Source organism: uncultured Mobiluncus sp. (genome assembly GCF_947087965.1).
Taxonomy (GTDB): domain Bacteria; phylum Actinomycetota; class Actinomycetes; order Actinomycetales; family Actinomycetaceae; genus Mobiluncus.
Genome location: NZ_CAMUES010000001.1, coordinates 21,719 through 39,925, shown reverse-complemented (window position 1 = coordinate 39,925; position 18,207 = coordinate 21,719). Strand labels below are relative to the sequence as shown.

The following is an 18,207-nucleotide window of genomic DNA, read 5'->3' as shown; positions in this document are numbered from 1 at the left end:
CCCCTATTCATAACGCAGATGACGAACACACCAGAGTCCGGCTGCGAAAAACAGAATGGTTTCTATCAGGGATACGAGTACTACCACTGTATCCGGTTGGGCGCTCATCGCGACAGCGGGTTTGAGCATGACCACAAAGGGTGACACCAGGCTTAGGGCTATGTCTGAAGTTGCCAAAGCCATCCCACTCAGAAATCCCACCACCCCAATTCCGAGAGTGATCCATACATTTTTAATTCTTGACGAAACAAATAGCATAAAGGACAGAACGGGCAACGAGGTGAGAAATGAATAGCCTGCGAACGAAATCAGGATTCCGAGGTCGAATGCACCGGTGGGCAAATCAATCGCTCCAATAGCTGCAAGTGCCCAGTTTTGCAGGCAAACAGCTATCGCGAAAAGGATGCTCATAATGGTAAATTTGCTCACATATACCGCAGTGACACTGACTGGAAGCATATACAATTTCTTTACCGCATTTCCTTTAAATTCCACATTGTATATGATGCAGGCTGCAGCAATCAGACCGAACATATTTAATACCATAATCATGCCATAAAGCTGGGTTAACAGGATATCCATCGGGGCGAGGGGCAGACTCAATAATGTTTCTTTGCGTAAAGTGAAATTTAGAAGCGCGTAGGCGGCACCCAAAATACCCACTGCCAGCATCAGGGGGAGAAAACCCGTCCTTTTGCATTTCTTAAGTTCAATTGCCAGTGCTGTCATAGTTTTGCCCTCTGCTTCCGGCGCTCATTGTCGGTTTCAATCATGGACAAGAACATTTCCTCCAAATTGTCTGTAGCGTAACCGGATTTCACGGCATACTTTCGCAATTCGGCCAGACTTCCTTCAAACAGCATGCGACCGTGGTTAAGTATTCCGATGTCATCCGCCATCAACTCAATTTCAGAGAGCATATGAGATGAAATCAGGACCGTGCAATCATATAAATCTGGCAGTGACTTTATCAGATTTCGGATTTCGTGTATTCCCGACGGATCTAGACCATTTGTCGGCTCATCCAAAATCAAAATCGGGGGTCTGCCGAGCAACGCTCCAGCCAGCCCTAACCGCTGCTTCATGCCAAGGGAATACTTTTTTGCCAAACGGTCACCGAACTCGGACAGCCCGACCAAATCTAACGCATCATCAACTGCACCTTTCGGTAATCCCAAAATGCGGCGAATAATTTCAAGGTTCTCCTTACCGGTCAGATTTGCATAGAAAGACGGAGACTCAATGAATGATCCGATTTCTTTCAGTATGGATATACGGTCCCCAGGAAACATTTTTCCATCTATCGTAAAGGTGCCCCCGCTGGGAGACGTGAGGCCTAAAAGCATCTTCATGGTAGTAGATTTACCTGCCCCATTCGGACCCAGGAAACCGTAAATACTTCCTTTCCGAATATGCAGTGACACGGTGTCAACAGCAACAAATGATTTGTACTTTTTTGTTAACTGTTCCGTAGCAACAATATAGTCATGAGCAATTTTTTCGTCCATGGTTTTACCATAGCGCCCTGTCCTTACGGCAAAATTCTCTCTACCTTACATTTACCTTACTTTTTAGATCCGGACGCCCCGCTTCCCCACCATGAACTCGGCAGCCGAGTATCGTTTACTTGGAGCTAATGCCACCAGATTCCGGTATCTCACACAAATGGCAGGGATACGATGACGTGCAGAATAGGTGCTCAGGAGGCGTGACCATGAATCAGGATGTTTATTTACAGGACAAGCACATACTCCTCGTTGATGACGAGCAAGAACTGTTAGACATGGTTTTGTCAATTCTCAACGAATCCGGCTTTCGCCAAATTACTACGGCTAGATGCGTGAAAGAAGCCCTCGAAGTGGCTCAGAAGGTAACACCCGAATTAGCAATCATCGATGTGATGCTTCCCGATGGCACCGGCTTTGGGTTAATGAACAAATTAAAGCAATGTGCCGATTGCCCTATTTTGCTGCTCACCGCATGTGGTGAGGATGAAGATAGGTTTAAGGGGTTTAGTTTAGGTGCAGATGACTATATCGTAAAGCCATTTCACCCTAAAGAGTTAACGTTTCGCATCATGGCTATACTAAGGAGAAGCTACCGCGGAGAAAATCCCATAGTGACACTGAGAAATAGTCAGATTGATTTTTCCTCGGCTGAAGTAATAAAGGATAATGAACGTATCCCCCTGACTGCTAAAGAACATGACATCCTCTCCGCCCTATACCGGAACGCCGGTCGTATCGTAACGATTGAAGCATTATGTGAAGCCGCCTGGGGTACCAATCCCTTTGGGTACGAAAATTCCTTGATGGCGCACATACGGCGCATCAGGGAGAAAATAGAACGTTATCCTTCACAGCCCGTTTCCTTGGTCACGGTAAGGGGACTGGGCTACAAGTTGATTCTAGAGGAGAAGTAGCATGAAAAGCGTACCGAAGCTCATACACCGGTTCATAAGCATTTTTCTGCTCAGCTCTGTACTCATAATTTTACTGAACATTATTGCGTTTGTCGTACTCGTAGCAAACTACGCCCCCAGTGAAGATGCCTCCCCCTACACCATCGCCCGGGCGACTGGAAAAGCCTTACAGGTTTCTCCTCACGGGGAATATGCCTTATCAGATAGCATGTCCACAAAATTAACCGAGGCGAGAGCGTGGGCGTTTTTAATAGATAACGAGACATTAAAAGTCATCTGGAGAACCCCAAACACTCCTCAAGCCATTCCAAATTCTTACACATTGTCAGATATAGCTGATTTGAGCACCGGGTATCTTGACGGCTACCCTACCTACACCGGCAGAAATAATCATGGCGTGGTTGTAGTCGGATTTCCACATCATAGTTTTTGGAAACATTCCCAACCGAGCTGGAACTACAGTTTCATTTCTAACTTTCCGCAAATCCTCCTGAGCATATTATCTATCAACATTCTGTTGATCCTCGGAATTTATCTAACTGCTAACACCAAGTTCCTCAAGTCCGTCAACCCAATCACCAAGGGCATACAACAGCTTTCCAAGGGAGAGAGTGTCTCTATCCCTGAGACTGGAGTCCTTTCGGAACTAGCCGCAAACATCAACTCTGCTTCTGACATATTGCAGCAGCAAAAAGAACAGTTGAGAAGGAAAGAAACCGCTAGGGCGAACTGGATTGCCGGGGTTTCCCACGATATCCGGACCCCGCTCTCGATGGTTATGGGCTTCGCTGGTCAGTTAGAAAATTCACCCCAGCTTTCGGTTCCAGACCGTAAAAAAGTGACGATGATTATCAAACAAAGTGAACGAATGAAGAACTTAATCCGAGACCTCAATCTCGCATCCAAGCTCGATTACAATATGCAACCACTGATGATTCAACCGCACAATGTTGTTGCCATCGTTCGACAGACAGTCGTAGATTTCATAAATATGAATCTGCCAGATGGATTTTCGATAAAATGGCTCACTGACGAAAATCTAGCCTCTTGCAATGTCAATGTAGACCAGGATTTACTGCAACGAGCCCTCTCAAATCTGCTCTATAACAGCATCTCCCATAACGAAAATGGCTGCACGATATACGTATCCGTCTCTGCGCAACACAATAATTGCATTATCTGCGTCGAGGATGACGGAATAGGCGTTTCCGCTCCAGAATTAGAACAGCTCAACCATACTCTGCATTATATGATTTGTGACACCAGCACCGGTGAACAGCGACATGGCTTAGGACTGCTCATCGTGCGACAGATTATCGACGCCCATAAAGGAACGCTCACGATAAGCCCCAGCACACATGGCGGCTTAAAGGTGACTCTATCAATACCGCAACAGACTATTTAGTGCCCCTCCCCTACTTTCACTATTCGCTACTCGGCACCCACTTTGGTTTCATTTGTGTTCCGGCACCATCACCATCCCACCGGGCAAGCAGCAGGCATGTCATCCGCACTTTCCAGGCGTACTGCGGGTTTTGGCGGCATAGAGAGCAAAGAGGTGCGAGACGATGGCTGCCTCATCACTCTCAGTCGGCAGACCGTAGGCTGACTCGACCGCGCGGTCGTTTTCGCGGTGTGCCACCCTCAGCTCCGCTGGCATCAAGTCGGGGTCATAGAGTGTGGCGAGGGAGGCATCCGGATAGTGAGAACGCGCCTCTAAAATCCCCTGCGCGGTTTGCTCGATGCGCTCGCGCTCGGCGGGAGCAGCATCGGGCCACACCAGATTGTTATACACCGTCGTGTTGCCGTAGCTGTAATCGCTTTTTAGCCGACCGGCAACCGCGCGCATCCAGGCATTATGCGCCCGCGAAACCAAAACTCCGAAAATATAAAGTGAGTCGGTCGGCACGAAATACAGCTTGTCGCCGGGAATCATGCCGTCAGTGACAAAGCCCATCGGAATATAATCACGACGCTCAGAGGACACCTTCGGCACCCCGATATAGGTGCCATCCTGGAATTTTCCGCACGGGTGCAACAGATGCGGTCGGTCGGCAAGTTTGTAGGCGTCTCCAGTCTTTACCTGCGCCAGACGCCAAGCTCGGCAGGATTCCACTCGTAAACGCGGTTTCGGTAAAGCAGCCAGTTCATTAGGGGTAATACCCTCCAGCCACAAACAGTAACGATCCTCATCCCTGACGAACTCCGCTCCCATGGAAAACTTCCGCACCCAGCGCTCGGCGCCAGGCTCGACCGCCAGCAGTGCCGCGCGTTCTTCGGGTGACAGCAGCAGAAATCCATTGTCAGTGGGCTGAAATCCCTTTGACATTTCCGGCACGTCACACAGCGGTTTCATCTGGCGCTCCAAGAACGCATCCGGCGCATCCGCGAGGTATCCGTTCAAGCGACTCACCACACGTCGCACCCCCACGCCTCCCCGCCTGGTGCGTCTCGGTGCCGTGTCGCGCGCCGCCGCGTCACCCGGCGAAGGAGCCTGTGGGTGCTCGTAGTTTCTCTTAGCAACTTCGTTGCTTAGAGAAACAGAGCAGGACCCCACCAAGCTCCGAGACGCGGTACCCCCGGCGGTGTCACCAGGCCAGACAGAGCCTAGCGCGACTTCTCTTCCAGGCGCGCTTGTACGACCGGGTCAGCACTAAGAGGGGTATGCGGCTTGCCCAAGTAACGTTTGTCCTGACGCCACCACGGCATGATACCCAACCAGCCGTCATCCGGGGGAACCAAGGTGTCTGGCTTAAAGCCCAGCTCCATGGGGGTTTGCGGGATTTGGTCGACGATGAAGTACTTGTCTTTATTGTCAAAGTGGGTCAGCATGACCTTGCGGAACGCCCCGAGTTCACAGAACAGAACTCCGGTAATCGGATTGCGTTTCTGTCCGATGATTTTGTACAGCCAGTAGCCAAACAGAGCCACATTGGAAATCAGCGCCAGCCAGGCACACACGATGTTGGCCACCGGGTTCATCGTCGCGTAGTTGAACATCCCGGAGGGTTGCACCAGCAATTCGGGCAGGATGTTGTTCGCCGCAATCCAGAACATGAGTGTGAAACACCTAAACCAAATCCACTGACCTTTTGCCCACGTGAAAGCGGGAATGGTACAGGCCAGCAACAGGGCGAACGTACAGTACCAGGTGTAATCAGCCAGCGAGTTGTACAGGAAAGCGTGATTCCACAGGTCGTAGGCGATAATCCAGGGCCACACCATATCCACCCAGATGAGTCCCTTAACCTTTTGCTTCGGATTTGAGGTGATGGCAATCTTGCCGAGGCCGGTGATGGTGATGATGTTGAGCACGCCCGCCAGCGCCGAAAGCAAGTTCCAGTACCCCCCGATGGTGCGGAATCCGGTTGCGGGATCGATACCGATGTGGGCTTGGGCAAAGTTGGCAGCCACCGCCTGATACCACGCCTCGGTTCCCACTGCCGCCGCAACGCCGCGAGTTTCGGGCAGTCCCGGAATCATGGGTATGCTGTGCGCTTGGTCGATAGCCTGCAGGCACTGCCAATCAGCGGCACAGGAATAGTATTCGCTGGCTTGCAGGAATATGGTGACATCGCGGATATTGGCTTCCATGATGTTTACCGCCAGCCCAATCCACAGCGCGAGCCCGAACCAGAAAGCATAGCGGTGTGCCTTGAGCGGATGACGTTTCCCGTAGAACAGCAGGAATCCGGTCATGGTCGCGGTTAAGACCATGATGGTGAATTTTCCAAAGGGGAACCACCCCACCATGGGAATGCCGTGGGCAATCACATAGGGCATGACCGCAATTCCCCCCACAGTCCACAGGACGAAAATCGTCCAGTTCCAGCGACGGTTTATCTCCGCTATCGCAATCTGTGCCAGCAAAACCACGATCCAGAACAAATAGACTCGCGGAGTTCCGATTTCCCACAATCCTAGAAAGGTATTCACCACTGCTCCTTTGTAGCTGTTTATTGGCTTATAGTGTAGAACCACTATTCAATGTTTTTATTAGGACGTTGGTCCTGAAATGTGGTTTTATAAATTTCTCAACCAAAACGGGCACATTTTTCACAATAGTGTGTTAGTTTCCTCTCAATAGGTGTTCGTACTCGGTATGTCCCCAGAGCGAATTCTTTTAAAAAAATCTGTCAGCTTCGTCCTCTCGGTGAAAAGCCCCGAGGAGTTAGGAACTCGGTGATTGAAATGAATACTTCATCAAAAAGCCACATTTTCTGGAAACTTGCAGGTCTTGCGACCCTTCCTATATTCGGGGGAGTATTCGCGTTTTCGCAGCTTAGTGGTAAAGCAACTCGGGCAGAACAAGACTGGGTCTACCCTGCCGATGACATTATTGACCTAAACTACACGAATGGTAAATCTTCTACTTATGCTATCGACATTGACGCCCCCGCATATGCGGTTTATCGTATTCTGAAACAAATCGGGGTACAAAAATCAGGCTCATTCAGCAGCGAGTTTCTCGAAAGAACTTTCGCACGTCTCCCATTTTATAATCACTATGAAATCCAGGAAGAATTCCAAACTCCGGACGCTATTCAACCTGGCGATATTGCTGGTTTTGATTACCACGGTATGTCTATGGAATGGGCCGATGTCGTTCCCGGAAAATACCTGGTGCAATGGGTTGATACTAAGAACCCACCCGCTGCCCCCGGCAGTTACGCTTTCCGATTCCCCTTCATGAAGCACTACGCTTCAGCCTGGTGTTTCTACGTTATCCCTCTCAAGGGCGAACGCTGCCGTCTGCTCAACCACTGGCGAGTCGGTTTTGAACCCGATAATCTCTACACTCGTGTCGTCAACTGGCTCAATATCGAACTGGTCGGTGGGGTGATGGCTCACATGCAAAATATTTACGTCAAACGCGTTGCGGAGTTCCGCAAGAAACAGCAGTGGCACGGCAAATTCATGCGCGGAGCCTTGGGTGGACGCTTCTTCCGCTCCGAAACTCCCGCCGGCCGCTGGGACGGAACCCCCCTGTTCGAAGACACCTATACGCAATGGTTCCGCTACGGGAGGCGCAGCCCGGCGGTGGCCGAAATCCGTCCCCCCGTCACCGACAACCCGAACTGGCCGCCCACCGAACCGGGCAACCCGTGGGAAGATACTGTTGACCCAGACTATTTCGTAGACTGGAGCGAGCCGGAGTTCAGCTGGGATGAACAGATTCGCCAAAAGCGCGAACGCACCTACCTGCCCGGCTGGGGCAAGCATCAGTCGAAAGAGGGTGACTAATCATGTCCATGCCGCTCGAGGCACCCAACCTGTTCTTTTTTGAAGTCGGGCAATGGTGGGATTTCGCGATGCTTTTCCTGGTCATCGCAGCGTTAGCCACCCTCGCCTGGCTCGCGATTCGTTTCAAGTGGGCTGCCATAGCGCTGTTCATCGTCATACCGGTGTTACTCACGATTTTCTGGTGGCCGCACTCGATTCCGGGTACCCAAAGCGAGGGCTGGTTCGCGATTGCCAAACAGTATTCGGCACTCGCCGGCTCACTTTGCTTGGTCGCCTTGCAGTACTTCCCGAAGCTGCGCCGCAACCGCTTCTACCTGCTGATTCCCCCAATCATTCTGTCAATCAACATCCTCGAAGCCGTGATACGTGACTTCCAATGCTATTCCCTGCACGGAAATGTCAACAACGGCATGTGGGTCTGGGGCGGTCCGTGGAACATCATGAACGGGATTGCAGGGATTCTGAACCTGCTGATGATTGCCGGCTGGACCGGAATCTATGTGTCGAAAACGAATCGTCACATCATCTGGACTGACCTCACGATTGGCTGGATTATCGCCTATGACCTGTGGAACGTGGCCTATTGCTACAACTGCCTGTCGGATCGAGCCTGGTATTCCGGCGTGGCGTTGCTGCTGTCCTGTACGATTCCGGCATTCATGGTGATGGGCAGAGGCGCCTGGATTCAGTACCGCGCCTACACCCTGACTTTCTGGTCAGCGTTCGTGCTCTCATTCCCGCACTTCACCCAAGACTCCATGTTTAGCCACGTGGCGAGTCAAAATCACGGCGCGCTGTTCCTGCTGTCTTTCCTGGCGTTGGCAGCCAACGCGGGACTGGCCATCTACCACGTGTGGAGGATTGTAAAGACAAAGCGCAATCCGTTCAAGACCGAGCTGTACGCGGATTTGCCCCAAAACGTTAAGATTATCCGCCGCACCGCGACTGATGAAGTCAAAGAGCGTATCGCAACTCGTTTAGGAAAGACGCCCCAGGAGCTGGGGTATCTGGATTAACTAGGCTATCCGTAACCGGTTCGAGGGTACGCTCTCGAACCGGTTACACTTTGCCCCCCGAGATGCTCTCCAGCACAAAAAGCCCAGAGAATCAGTCATCTTCTTTGAAAGCGTCAGCGCTGGGAATCTCATCGACCCCGGCCTGCGCCATTTCTATGCGCGCAGCTTGACCGAGCTCAGCCGAAACCGGGACAGTGAGGTCCTCAAGAACTCGTGTCGGCCAACCCAAGTCTAGGGAATCCAAAGCGGTGTCTTTCACACAGTGTGATTCCGCGATACCGACCACATCCACGTCGGTAATGTCGGCACGACGCAAAATCTCTTCCAAGGTATCCCCCGCCTTGTTCACCCCTTCAAAACCTGAATAAGCCGCCGCGTACTGACCTTTCTTAACGGAATCATCAAAAGGGAGGGCGGCAATAGCGTCGTGTAGTTCCGCTTCTGCGGTACCCGCCATTCCGTGAGGCGGCCAGGTGTCGATAAAGTCTGGATGGTCGGAGAAATGCTCTCCCGGGTTAATATGCCAATCCTGAGTAGTGACAATAATCTCGTATTCGTCCTCATGCTCAGTGACAAAGTCCGCAATCCGCTCGGCAACATCGTTACCGCCCACCACTCCTAAGGATCCGCCCTCGCAAAAGGTCGGCTGGACATCAACAATCAGCAGTGCGCGTTTCATTTCGGCCATAGTTCCTCCGTTGTCTTGGGGATACCTCTATTATGACCTGGAACAGCCGTTAATCTAATCGAAGTGTAAAAACCAAAAGTCCCCGCTTGACGCGAGGATTTGGTGGCTCCGACCGGCGTCGATCCGGTGACCTAACGATTTTCAGTCGTTCGCTCTGCCAACTGAGCTACAGAGCCAACGTTCGTCTTAGCTTGTGGCCATCGACGAACTGCGACCCTGACGGGACTTGAACCCGCGACCTCCGCCGTGACAGGGCGGCGCGCTAACCAACTGCGCTACAGGGCCATTCAAAGCGCAAACCCGAAGGTTTACATGTACTCCCAACGGGATTTGAACCCGTGTTGCCGCCGTGAAAGGGCGGAGTCCTAGGCCGCTAGACGATAGGAGCGTCGCCTAAGCCCAGGGGGCTAAGGACTTGAAATAGTTTAGGTGAAAAAAGCCGAGAGTGCAAAACTTCCCGTCCCCCCGGCCATCCCGAGCGCGATAACCTATGCTAGAGACATGAGTTTTGTGTTCAGCCAGACCCCGGAACCGAATCCAACTCCGGATACCGCTGTTAAGGAAGTCCTGGAAACTTCCCTGGACATCATGGCAGTTCTGGCTGCCAGTTTGGTCTGCATCCTAGCTTTACTGGTGGCTTCCCAGGTAGTCGGATTTTTGTTACGTCGCTGGGGACGCAAACACCGCCTGATTAAATATCTGGAGCGTCGTTCCCGGGTGGGCGGATTTCTGACCTGTGTTGCCTTGGGGGCGACTATCGGATGGCATTGGACAGTCCGCAACCCCAACGTTCCTGGTTACGACGTTATTTCGCACAGCTTGCTGATTTTCATGATCATTGCCGTGACGGTGTGGATGATTAAACTGTGCGCTGTCCTGGAGGACATGACCCGGACGCAGCTCGAGGGCGGGACGAAACCAAATCGCCTGGTGACGCAGGCCCAGGTCATGCACCGGGTTTCACAAGTTTTCTTCGGCGTTTTCGGGGCTATCGCGATTGCGTTGACGTTTCCAGAAGCGCGTGCCGCTATGGGTTCGGTGCTGGCTTCTGCCGGCATTATCTCCCTGATTGCTGGTATCGCGGCGCAAGGGGTGTTGGCCAACATGTTCGCTGGGCTCCAGATTGCTTTCTCCGACCCGATTCGGGTGGGTGATGTAGTCGTTGTACAAGGCCAGCAAGGCACGATTGAAGAAATCACGCTGACGTATATTGTCATTCATTTGTGGGATGAACGCCGCCTCATCCTGCCGTCCAAGAAATTTACCGAGGAGCCCTTCGAAAACTGGACCAAACGGGACACCAATTTGTTGGGGATAGTGGAACTGCGTGTGGATTGGCGTATGCCGTTGGCGGCATTCCGTAACGAAGTGGACCGATTGCTCTCAGAAACGGATTTGTGGGATGGTCGCACCGCCAGTGTGCAGGTCACAGATAGTTCCGAAGAAACCATGCTGGTGCGTTTGGTGGCGAGCGCCGCAAACTCCGGGGATTTGTGGGATCTCAAGTGCTTCCTGCGAGAGCGCCTGATTGAGTGGATTCAAGGCGAAGCCTCCTACGCCCTGCCGCGCCGCCGCATTGAAACCGACAAAGTGACGGAAGTGCATCTCCCCGTAGACGAAATCGAGATTGAGAAACAGGCTCGCGAGCTGGCTATCGCCGCAATCCGGGAATCAAACAGCAATCGCCACACCGCGGCCGCCGCGAAACAAGAGCACGAAGCTGTCCCCACTAACCCTTACGGAGAGCCGCTTTTGGATCAGTATGCCCGCAAAATTCAGGAAAAACGCCGCTCTTGGCGCTTTAAGGCACGACGTCTGGATGAAACCCAGAGCGAAGCTCCCGGACAACTTCTTCCCTCCCAAGATGCCCTGCAAGATACCAAGTTGATGAGTACCACCGCCACCATGACTTGTGACCGGCTCTATTCCGGGACTCCCGATGCAGAGGAACGCCGCAAACTTGTCACAGGTCCCAAACAAACTGACCACAAGCCAACTGCTGACAGTGACAACACAACTAAAGACACCATCCCGCCTTCTGAGGAGACACAGAAATGAGCCGGAGTAAACACTCTCGAAAAGCCACTCCCGCTCGAACCCGCTCTATCACTCAAACTATGCCAAATCCGGGTTATCTGCGGATTATTACCTGTAATTTGCAGTGGGGTACCCCGGCGGAGGGCTGGCCTGATATTCAACAGGCGAATTCGCGGGTGGAGGCGTTTATCCGGGGCTTGGGGGAACGCTGCCGCAGTCTGTTCAAAACGGGTTCGGTCAATACTCGCACCCAGCTGACTGAGGAAAATCTGCGACAGACTGCCCTGGTACTCAAGCGGTTGAAACCGGATGTTTTGGCGTTGCAGGAAGTCGACAAAGGACAACGACGTTCTGGTTACGTCCGCCAGGCGAGCGTGCTCGCGCAATCTTTACACCTGCCCTACTGGCGTATCGGAGCGTCTTACGCGGGCCAGTCCCAAGTCCTGCACCGCCGTCCTTTGGACAGCGAGTTAAAGGCGGAAAGCGGGTACGGTATCGCCCTGCTCTCCCGCTGGCCGGTGAAATCTTGGCATTTTAAACGGCTTGGCAGAGTCCGGGCCCGCATCGTGTGGGGCAGCGACCCCTGGAAAGGATTTTCTCACGGCTTTCTCGAGGGATTACGCGACCTTCCCGTTGCTGCAAAAGGGACCGGGATTCGGTTTGGTCAGATGCGGGTGCTGTTGGCGGCCCGGCTGGCTACTCCGCTGGGGACCGTTGCGCTAGGCACAACTCACCTCGAAATTCACCGCCCCACGGCCGCTTCTCAGCTGCGGCGTGCTTGGCGTTCTCTCTACCACCTGCGTTCTGAATCATGCCTGCTGGTGGGGGATTTCAACCTGCGCGATTACCAAATCGACAAAGTGCTGCAGCCTTTGCCCGCGGAGCAGCACCCCGAACTGCATGCGGCGATTCCGTCGTATCCGGCGGATAAGCCGTGGATTGCCCTGGATCAGTTGCTGGGCAACGGTTGGGAGTTGGTGGGCGAACCGCGAGCTTTGCGTCTGCCCATCTCGGATCACCGGGCGGTCATCTACGATTTGCGCCCCGTAAAGGCCGCTCAATAACCTTTTGGCATCACAGTAGAGCCATCCGGGAGGAAGCTCGCGGGCCCTAGCGTGTAAAAAGTTTCCCAGGCTGATGATGACACCAGCCTGGGAACTTATGGAAACGAAATGAACTTAGCCGCGGAAGCGCGGGAATGCGGACTTACCGGCGTAAACGGCGGCATCGCCGAGCATATCCTCGATACGCAGCAGCTCGTTGTACTTGGCGACGCGTTCGGTACGAGCCGGGGCGCCAGTCTTAATCTGGCCGGCATTGGACGCTACCGCCAGATGTGCAATCGTCGTGTCCTCGGTTTCACCCGAACGGTGCGAAGTCATGGTGTGGAATCCCGCCCGGTGAGCCATCTCGATAGCTTCGAGCGTTTCGGTCAGCGAACCAATCTGGTTTACCTTTACCAGCAGAGCGTTTGCCACGCCTTCCTTGATGCCGCGCTCTAGGCGTTCGGGGTTCGTGACGAACAGGTCGTCACCCACCAGCTGCACCTTGTCGCCAATGGCGGCGGTGAGTTTCTGCCAGTCCTCCCAGGCTTCCTCATTCAGCGGATCTTCAATGGAAACAATCGGATACTTTTCGATCAGTTCCTCGTAGTATTTCTCCATGTAAGCCGCGTCGCGGGCTTCGCCCTCGAAGTTGTACTTGCCGTTCTCGTAGAACTCAGAAGAAGCCACGTCCAAAGCCAGCGCCACGTCCTTGCCGGGCTTGTAACCGGCCTTTTCGATAGCAACCAGAATCAAATCCAGAGCTTCCGCGTTAGACTCCAGGTTCGGCGCAAACCCGCCTTCATCGCCCAAACCGGTGGCCAGACCCTTGTCCTTCAAAACGGACTTCAGGCAGTGGTACACCTCAGCGCCCATCCGCAACGCTTCGGCGAACGTCTCGGCACCAATCGGGGCAATCATGAACTCTTGAATGTCCACGTTGGAATCCGCGTGGGATCCACCATTCAAGATATTCATCATCGGCACCGGCAAGACGTGAGCATTAGGACCGCCGAGATACTCGAACAGTTCCAGACCGGCGTCCTCGGCCGAGGCCTTCGCCACCGCCAGGGACACGCCCAGAATCGCATTCGCCCCTAGCTTGCCCTTATTGGGAGTGCCGTCCAGGTCCATCATCGCCGCGTCAATACTGCGCTGTTCGACGGTGTCAAACCCTACCAGCTCGGGAGCAATAATGTCATTTACCGCCTTGACCGCCTTTAGCACGCCCTTACCCTGGTAACGTCCCTTATCACCATCGCGGAGTTCCACCGCTTCGAACTGGCCGGTCGATGCACCAGAAGGAACCGCAGCGCGAACCATACCCCCTTCGTACTCAAGCTCGACTTCGACCGTGGGGTTACCGCGGGAATCGAGAATTTCGCGACCGTAAATACTTTCGATGATTGCCAACTGAGTCTCCTTATGTGACAGGTTGTTATTTTTCCGCCGCTCCGCCCGAAAGAGGGCACAGGCAGCCACTACTATTCTTTCGTAAAAATGCGCATTTGTCCGGGGATTTCTCCCCGGACAAACAAATTTTTCTCGATTTAACTTTCCAGTTCTCGCCGCAGTTTTTGCTTACTGCTGGGCCTGACCCATCATCTGCATTTGCGCGGCACGTTGCTGAATCAGCTGAATAGTTTGATTCATCCGATTCGACAGCTTCGCATTCTCTAGGTCGAAACCGGCCTGGTAAGCCTGTTCAATCTGGGCCGCCAACTGCGAATTGACCGGTGACACGCCCAGCTCGTGGGCAACCCCCTGATCTGTGGCAGTGGCGCACAGCAGCAGTTGCATGACATCGCGAGTTTCGGGGGACATCTGTGCGGGGTTCACCTTGAACAAGTCGGTTTTAATCTCATCAAGCTGCGGGCACTGCGAGAGCAAATCCTTGCCACCTTCGTTGAGAGTCCGTAGATAACGTAGGGCATAGATGCGTGCGGTCTGCATATCCGGCGTGTCGTTGAGGTTAATTCCCGCTTCGGTCAGTTCTTTGGTGACCGTTCCGATTTGCGCTTCGGTGACAACCCATCCATCACCATAGGCGGCTACTCCTGGTTTTGCTTCGCATCCGCTCAGCAGTCCCCCCGCGAGCGCCAGCGCGGCAACGCCCGTCATCAGCTTTGTTGCGGTTTTTGTGGTTTTGGTCACGAGGGACTGTTCCGCCATCGTTTTTCCCTTCAATAGTCCGGCCCAACGTTCCCATCTTAGCTTTTCTTTGACCGGGGAGGGAATTTTAAACCAGGGGTTTGATGATGCCGCGAACGACTTTCTGTACCCATTCCATGAGCTCTAGGTCTACAATCGGAGTTTCGCTCAACCCATTTTTCCTGGTTGGGGCGGGTATGAACAATTCGCGCGTAGTCAGTTTCAGCCGCGCCCCCGGATACAGGCGCTGCAGACGTGCCATCTGCGAATCTGCCAATTCAACGGGAGCAAAGCGAATGAATTTGCCCAAGACCTTGATTTCCTGCACCTTTTGAGTCCGCGCCAGGTTACGCAGTTTCGCGACTGCCCCCAAGCGTTCCAACGGTTGCGGAGGTCGTCCGTAGCGGTCGGTCATTTCCTCCAGTAACTGGTCAATCTCCGCGTCAGTGGTTGCCGAGGACAGACGCGTATAGGCATCGAGACGCAGCGACTGCACATCCAGATAGTCCTCGGGAATGTAGGCATCTATGGGCAGCTCAATCGACACACTGGTATCTTCGGGGGCTTCCTGACCCTTATAGGCTGCCACCGCCTCGCCCACCATGCGCACATACAGGTCAAAACCTACTCCAGCGATGTGTCCGGACTGTTCGCCGCCCAATAGGTTACCGGCACCACGAATTTCCAGGTCTTTCGTAGCGATAGCCATCCCGGATCCCAGCCCGGTGTTGGTTCCAATCGTTTTCAGTCTCTCAAAAGCCGTTTCGTTCATAGTGGTACCAGGCGGATAGAGGAAGTAAGCATAGCCGCGTTCCCGCCCGCGGCCGACTCGTCCGCGAAGCTGATGCAGCTGGGACAGACCAAAGCGATCCGCGTGGTCCACGATGATTGTGTTGGCGCTGGTTACATCCAACCCGTTTTCGACAATCGTCGTGGACACCAGCACATCGAATTCTTGGTTCCAGAAATCCACCATGACAGATTCCAGCTGTTTTTCCGACATTTGCCCGTGGCCCACCCGAATCCGCGCTTCGGGCACCAGCTCGGCTAGGTGAGCGGCAATCCTGTTGATGGATTGCACCCGGTTATGTACGAAAAATACTTGACCGTCACGCAAAAGCTCGCGCCGGATAGCGGCCGCAACCTGCTTATCCGAGTAGGCTCCCACGTAGGTCAAGACCGGGTGGCGGTCCTCCGGCGGGGTGGTGAGGGTGCTCATACCACGAATGCCGGTGATTGCCATTTCCAGGGTGCGCGGAATCGGGGTGGCGCTCATGGTCAAAACGTCAACGTTAGCACGCAAAGCCTTGAGGGCTTCCTTGTGCTCCACCCCGAAACGTTGTTCTTCGTCAATCACCACCAAACCCAGGTCTTTAAACCGAACATTGCCCGACAGCAGGGCGTGGGTTCCGATTACGACTTCGATGGAACCGTCTCTTAACCCGGCTTTAATCCGAGTGGCCTCTTTGGCAGTAGTAAAGCGCGACAACGCCGCTACCGTCACCGGGAATCCCGCAAAACGGTTCGTAAACGTTTCCGCATGCTGGCTGACCAGCAGGGTCGTCGGCGCGAGAATTGCCACCTGCTTGCCGTCCTGGACAGCTTTAAAGGCCGCGCGGACTGCAATCTCGGTTTTTCCGTAACCCACGTCGCCGCAGACCAGCCTGTCCATCGGAACGGTTTGTTCCATGTCGTGTTTGACTTCATCAATGACCGTGAGCTGGTCGGGAGTTTCCACGAACTCGAAACTATCTTCCAGCTCGCGTTGCCAGGGGGTATCCGGGCTGAAGGCATACCCGGTGGTGGCTTGGCGAATAGCGTAGAGACGCACCAGTTCGCGAGCGATTTCTTTCACCGCTTTCCGGGCTCTGGACTTGGTTTTTGCCCAATCTGCCCCGCCCATCTTTGACAGCGCGGGGGATTCTCCGCCCACATACTTCGAGAGCAAGTCCAGGGAATCAGTAGGCACCCAGAGCTGATCAGCGGGCCCGTTGCGTTTGCTGGGGGCGTATTCCAAAACCACGTACTCTTTCGAGGTGGTTTCTCGACCTCGTCCCATGGTGCGCTTCGCCAGTTTTACAAAGCGTCCGATGCCGTGGTGCAGGTGAACCACGTAGTCTCCCTGGTTCAGCGTGAGTGGGTCAATAGCTTTGCGTCGTCTGGCGGGGAGGTTGGCCTTATCCGAGGAGTGGCGGGACTTCTTTTTGCCCAAGACCTGTGCCTCGCCCACCACCAAAAGTTGCGCTGCGGGGACCTGGTACCCCTCGTCCAGGGATGCCACCGTAATCTGTACCGCGCCGCTGCTCGGCACGGTAGCATCCGCAACCACCTTCGCTGGGACATCCACCTCGCTGAGGACATCCCGCAGACGGTTTGCCATCCCCCTACCGGTCGTAGTAATCACGACATTCCAATTTTGTGACACTAAATCGCTGATTGTACCAATCAGTCCAGTTTCTCCGGCGGGAGGCTCCATCACGATTTGCGCCCCCACGTTCTGGGCGTTTTCACCTACCGCAAAAGGAGAGACGAACACGGTTTCCATGCGCGCCTCTTGGGCAGCGGCATGGAGCTGTTCCAAGGTCAGGAACGAAGCTTGTTCAATCTCCAGGGGCACTTCCCCGCCGCCTGCAGCCGCTGACCAGGAAGCCGCCAGGAATTCTTGGGTCGTTTCCACCAGTTCTTTCGCGCGTGCTTCCAAACGTGGACGATCGGTTGCCACCAGACGAGCTCCGGGCGGTAGCAGGGAAAACAGGGGCACCATTTCCGCGCCCAGCAGCGGACTCAAGGATTCCAAGCCTTCGCCGTACTTACCATCGGCTGCGAGATTCAGTATTTCGACAGCTTGGGGCATTTGGTCGGCCAGGCTGGCGGCTCGCTCTCGCGCCGCGTCGTCAAGGAGTAATTCGCGGCAGGCCGGGGCGACCAGTTCCCGGATGTCGCCACCGAATGTCCGCTGATCCGTTGCCGTAAACGCCCGGATGGTGTCTACCTCGTCGCCAAACAGTTCGATACGCACGGGATGGGCGGACGTGGGTGAAAATACGTCAATCAGGCCCCCACGTACTGCAAACTGACCGCGCGCCCCGACCATATCAACCCGTTCGTAACCCAAACGCAACAGGTCTGCAGCCATGGTGTCACGTTCATAAGTGTCTCCCACCCGTACCGTAAACAGGGGATAGTCAGCGATATGCGCGTTCACCGGGGCTAGAGCGGCTCGCATGGGCATGACCAGGAAATGCACCACATCTGACGGATGGGGATGCGTCACCCGATGCAAAGCCCAAATTCGGCGCGCCATCGTGTCTACCCGAGGGGAAAGCCTCTCGTGCGGCAAGGTTTCCCAGTCAGGAAACAGCTCCACTCCCGTAGTGTAGGCTCCCAGCTCACGCGCCAATTGGGTAGCGGCACGAGTACTCGGCGCTAGGACCACGGTTAGACCTTCGCCACCACCGGGTAAACCCGCAATGAGTGGGGCATAAAATCCGGGTGGTGCCACGTATTCGCACGCCGAACCCGCCTCGTCAGGCTCCAGCCCTGCCAAAGCAGCCCCGGTCGCCTCCAGTAAACCGTGCAAACTCATGAATGAACCTGACTCTCTCA

At 54.1% G+C, this 18,207-nt stretch carries 14 protein-coding genes and 3 tRNA genes; 6 read left to right on the top strand and 11 right to left on the bottom strand.

What is annotated here, in order from left to right; genetic code table 11:
• Window positions 1-3: 3 nt before the first annotated feature.
• Together Q0V70_RS00190 and Q0V70_RS00185 are read right to left on the bottom strand one after the other, a co-directional pair.
• The gene (locus tag Q0V70_RS00190) at window positions 4-729 is read right to left on the bottom strand and encodes an ABC transporter permease (RefSeq protein WP_297587065.1); all 726 of its coding nucleotides are present in this window, start codon (window positions 727-729) and stop codon (window positions 4-6) included.
• Window positions 726-1,508, bottom strand: coding sequence for an ABC transporter ATP-binding protein (locus tag Q0V70_RS00185; protein WP_297587063.1), 783 nt, complete (start codon window positions 1,506-1,508; stop codon window positions 726-728). Before Q0V70_RS00185 ends, Q0V70_RS00190 begins: the two co-directional genes overlap by 4 nt.
• A gap of 128 nt (window positions 1,509-1,636) precedes the next feature.
• Here Q0V70_RS00185 and Q0V70_RS00180 point away from each other — a divergent pair, with 128 nt between their 5' ends.
• Window positions 1,637-2,422 carry a response regulator transcription factor gene (locus Q0V70_RS00180; protein ID WP_297587062.1) on the top strand — a complete coding sequence of 262 codons (786 nt, stop codon included), beginning with the start codon at window positions 1,637-1,639 and terminating at the stop codon, window positions 2,420-2,422.
• 1 nt (window position 2,423) lies between these two features.
• Entirely contained in the window at window positions 2,424-3,827 is a 1,404-nt protein-coding gene (locus tag Q0V70_RS00175) for a sensor histidine kinase KdpD (protein WP_297587059.1), read from the top strand.
• A 99-nt stretch (window positions 3,828-3,926) separates the two neighbouring features.
• Here the strand turns inward: Q0V70_RS00175 and Q0V70_RS00170 are convergent, their stop codons facing one another.
• Window positions 3,927-4,835 (bottom strand): type IIL restriction-modification enzyme MmeI, encoded by a 909-nt coding sequence (locus Q0V70_RS00170; protein WP_297587056.1) that lies wholly within the window; start codon window positions 4,833-4,835, stop codon window positions 3,927-3,929.
• Window positions 4,836-5,029: 194 nt separating this feature from the next.
• Window positions 5,030-6,361 (bottom strand): DUF5692 family protein, encoded by a 1,332-nt coding sequence (locus tag Q0V70_RS00165; RefSeq protein ID WP_297587054.1) that lies wholly within the window; start codon window positions 6,359-6,361, stop codon window positions 5,030-5,032.
• 252 nt (window positions 6,362-6,613) lie between these two features.
• On the opposite strand from Q0V70_RS00165, the gene Q0V70_RS00160 reads away from it, so the two are divergent.
• Together Q0V70_RS00160 and Q0V70_RS00155 are read left to right on the top strand one after the other, a co-directional pair.
• A complete protein-coding gene (locus Q0V70_RS00160; RefSeq protein ID WP_297587769.1) occupies window positions 6,614-7,666 on the top strand; it encodes a hypothetical protein in 1,053 nt (350 codons plus the stop codon).
• Between the two features lie 2 nt (window positions 7,667-7,668).
• A complete protein-coding gene (locus tag Q0V70_RS00155) occupies window positions 7,669-8,682 on the top strand; it encodes a DUF5692 family protein (RefSeq protein WP_297587052.1) in 1,014 nt (337 codons plus the stop codon).
• Window positions 8,683-8,773: 91 nt separating this feature from the next.
• Here the strand turns inward: Q0V70_RS00155 and Q0V70_RS00150 are convergent, their stop codons facing one another.
• The 4 genes from Q0V70_RS00150 to Q0V70_RS00135 all read right to left on the bottom strand — a co-directional run bounded on the left by Q0V70_RS00150 (window position 8,774) and on the right by Q0V70_RS00135 (window position 9,758).
• Window positions 8,774-9,370, bottom strand: coding sequence for an isochorismatase family protein (locus tag Q0V70_RS00150; protein WP_297587050.1), 597 nt, complete (start codon window positions 9,368-9,370; stop codon window positions 8,774-8,776).
• A 100-nt stretch (window positions 9,371-9,470) separates the two neighbouring features.
• A tRNA-Phe gene (locus Q0V70_RS00145) sits at window positions 9,471-9,546 on the bottom strand.
• Between the two features lie 35 nt (window positions 9,547-9,581).
• A tRNA-Asp gene (locus Q0V70_RS00140) sits at window positions 9,582-9,655 on the bottom strand.
• 30 nt (window positions 9,656-9,685) lie between these two features.
• Window positions 9,686-9,758: transfer RNA gene (locus tag Q0V70_RS00135), tRNA-Glu, on the bottom strand.
• Between the two features lie 113 nt (window positions 9,759-9,871).
• Between Q0V70_RS00135 and Q0V70_RS00130 the strand changes: the two genes are divergently transcribed.
• Both Q0V70_RS00130 and Q0V70_RS00125 read left to right on the top strand, forming a co-directional pair.
• Window positions 9,872-11,428: a mechanosensitive ion channel family protein gene (locus tag Q0V70_RS00130; RefSeq protein ID WP_297587046.1), complete on the top strand. Its 1,557-nt coding sequence runs from the start codon at window positions 9,872-9,874 to the stop codon at window positions 11,426-11,428.
• Window positions 11,425-12,471: an endonuclease/exonuclease/phosphatase family protein gene (locus Q0V70_RS00125; RefSeq protein ID WP_297587043.1), complete on the top strand. Its 1,047-nt coding sequence runs from the start codon at window positions 11,425-11,427 to the stop codon at window positions 12,469-12,471. The genes Q0V70_RS00130 and Q0V70_RS00125 overlap by 4 nt, the downstream gene beginning before the upstream one ends.
• 114 nt (window positions 12,472-12,585) lie before the next feature.
• On the opposite strand, the gene eno is transcribed toward Q0V70_RS00125, so the two are convergent.
• The 3 genes from eno to mfd all read right to left on the bottom strand — a co-directional run bounded on the left by eno (window position 12,586) and on the right by mfd (window position 18,187).
• Window positions 12,586-13,863 (bottom strand): phosphopyruvate hydratase, encoded by a 1,278-nt coding sequence (eno, locus tag Q0V70_RS00120; RefSeq protein WP_295027734.1) that lies wholly within the window; start codon window positions 13,861-13,863, stop codon window positions 12,586-12,588.
• Window positions 13,864-14,031: 168 nt separating this feature from the next.
• Window positions 14,032-14,622: a hypothetical protein gene (locus tag Q0V70_RS00115; RefSeq protein WP_297587040.1), complete on the bottom strand. Its 591-nt coding sequence runs from the start codon at window positions 14,620-14,622 to the stop codon at window positions 14,032-14,034.
• Between the two features lie 67 nt (window positions 14,623-14,689).
• Window positions 14,690-18,187, bottom strand: coding sequence for a transcription-repair coupling factor (mfd, locus tag Q0V70_RS00110; RefSeq protein ID WP_297587037.1), 3,498 nt, complete (start codon window positions 18,185-18,187; stop codon window positions 14,690-14,692).
• Window positions 18,188-18,207: the final 20 nt, after the last annotated feature.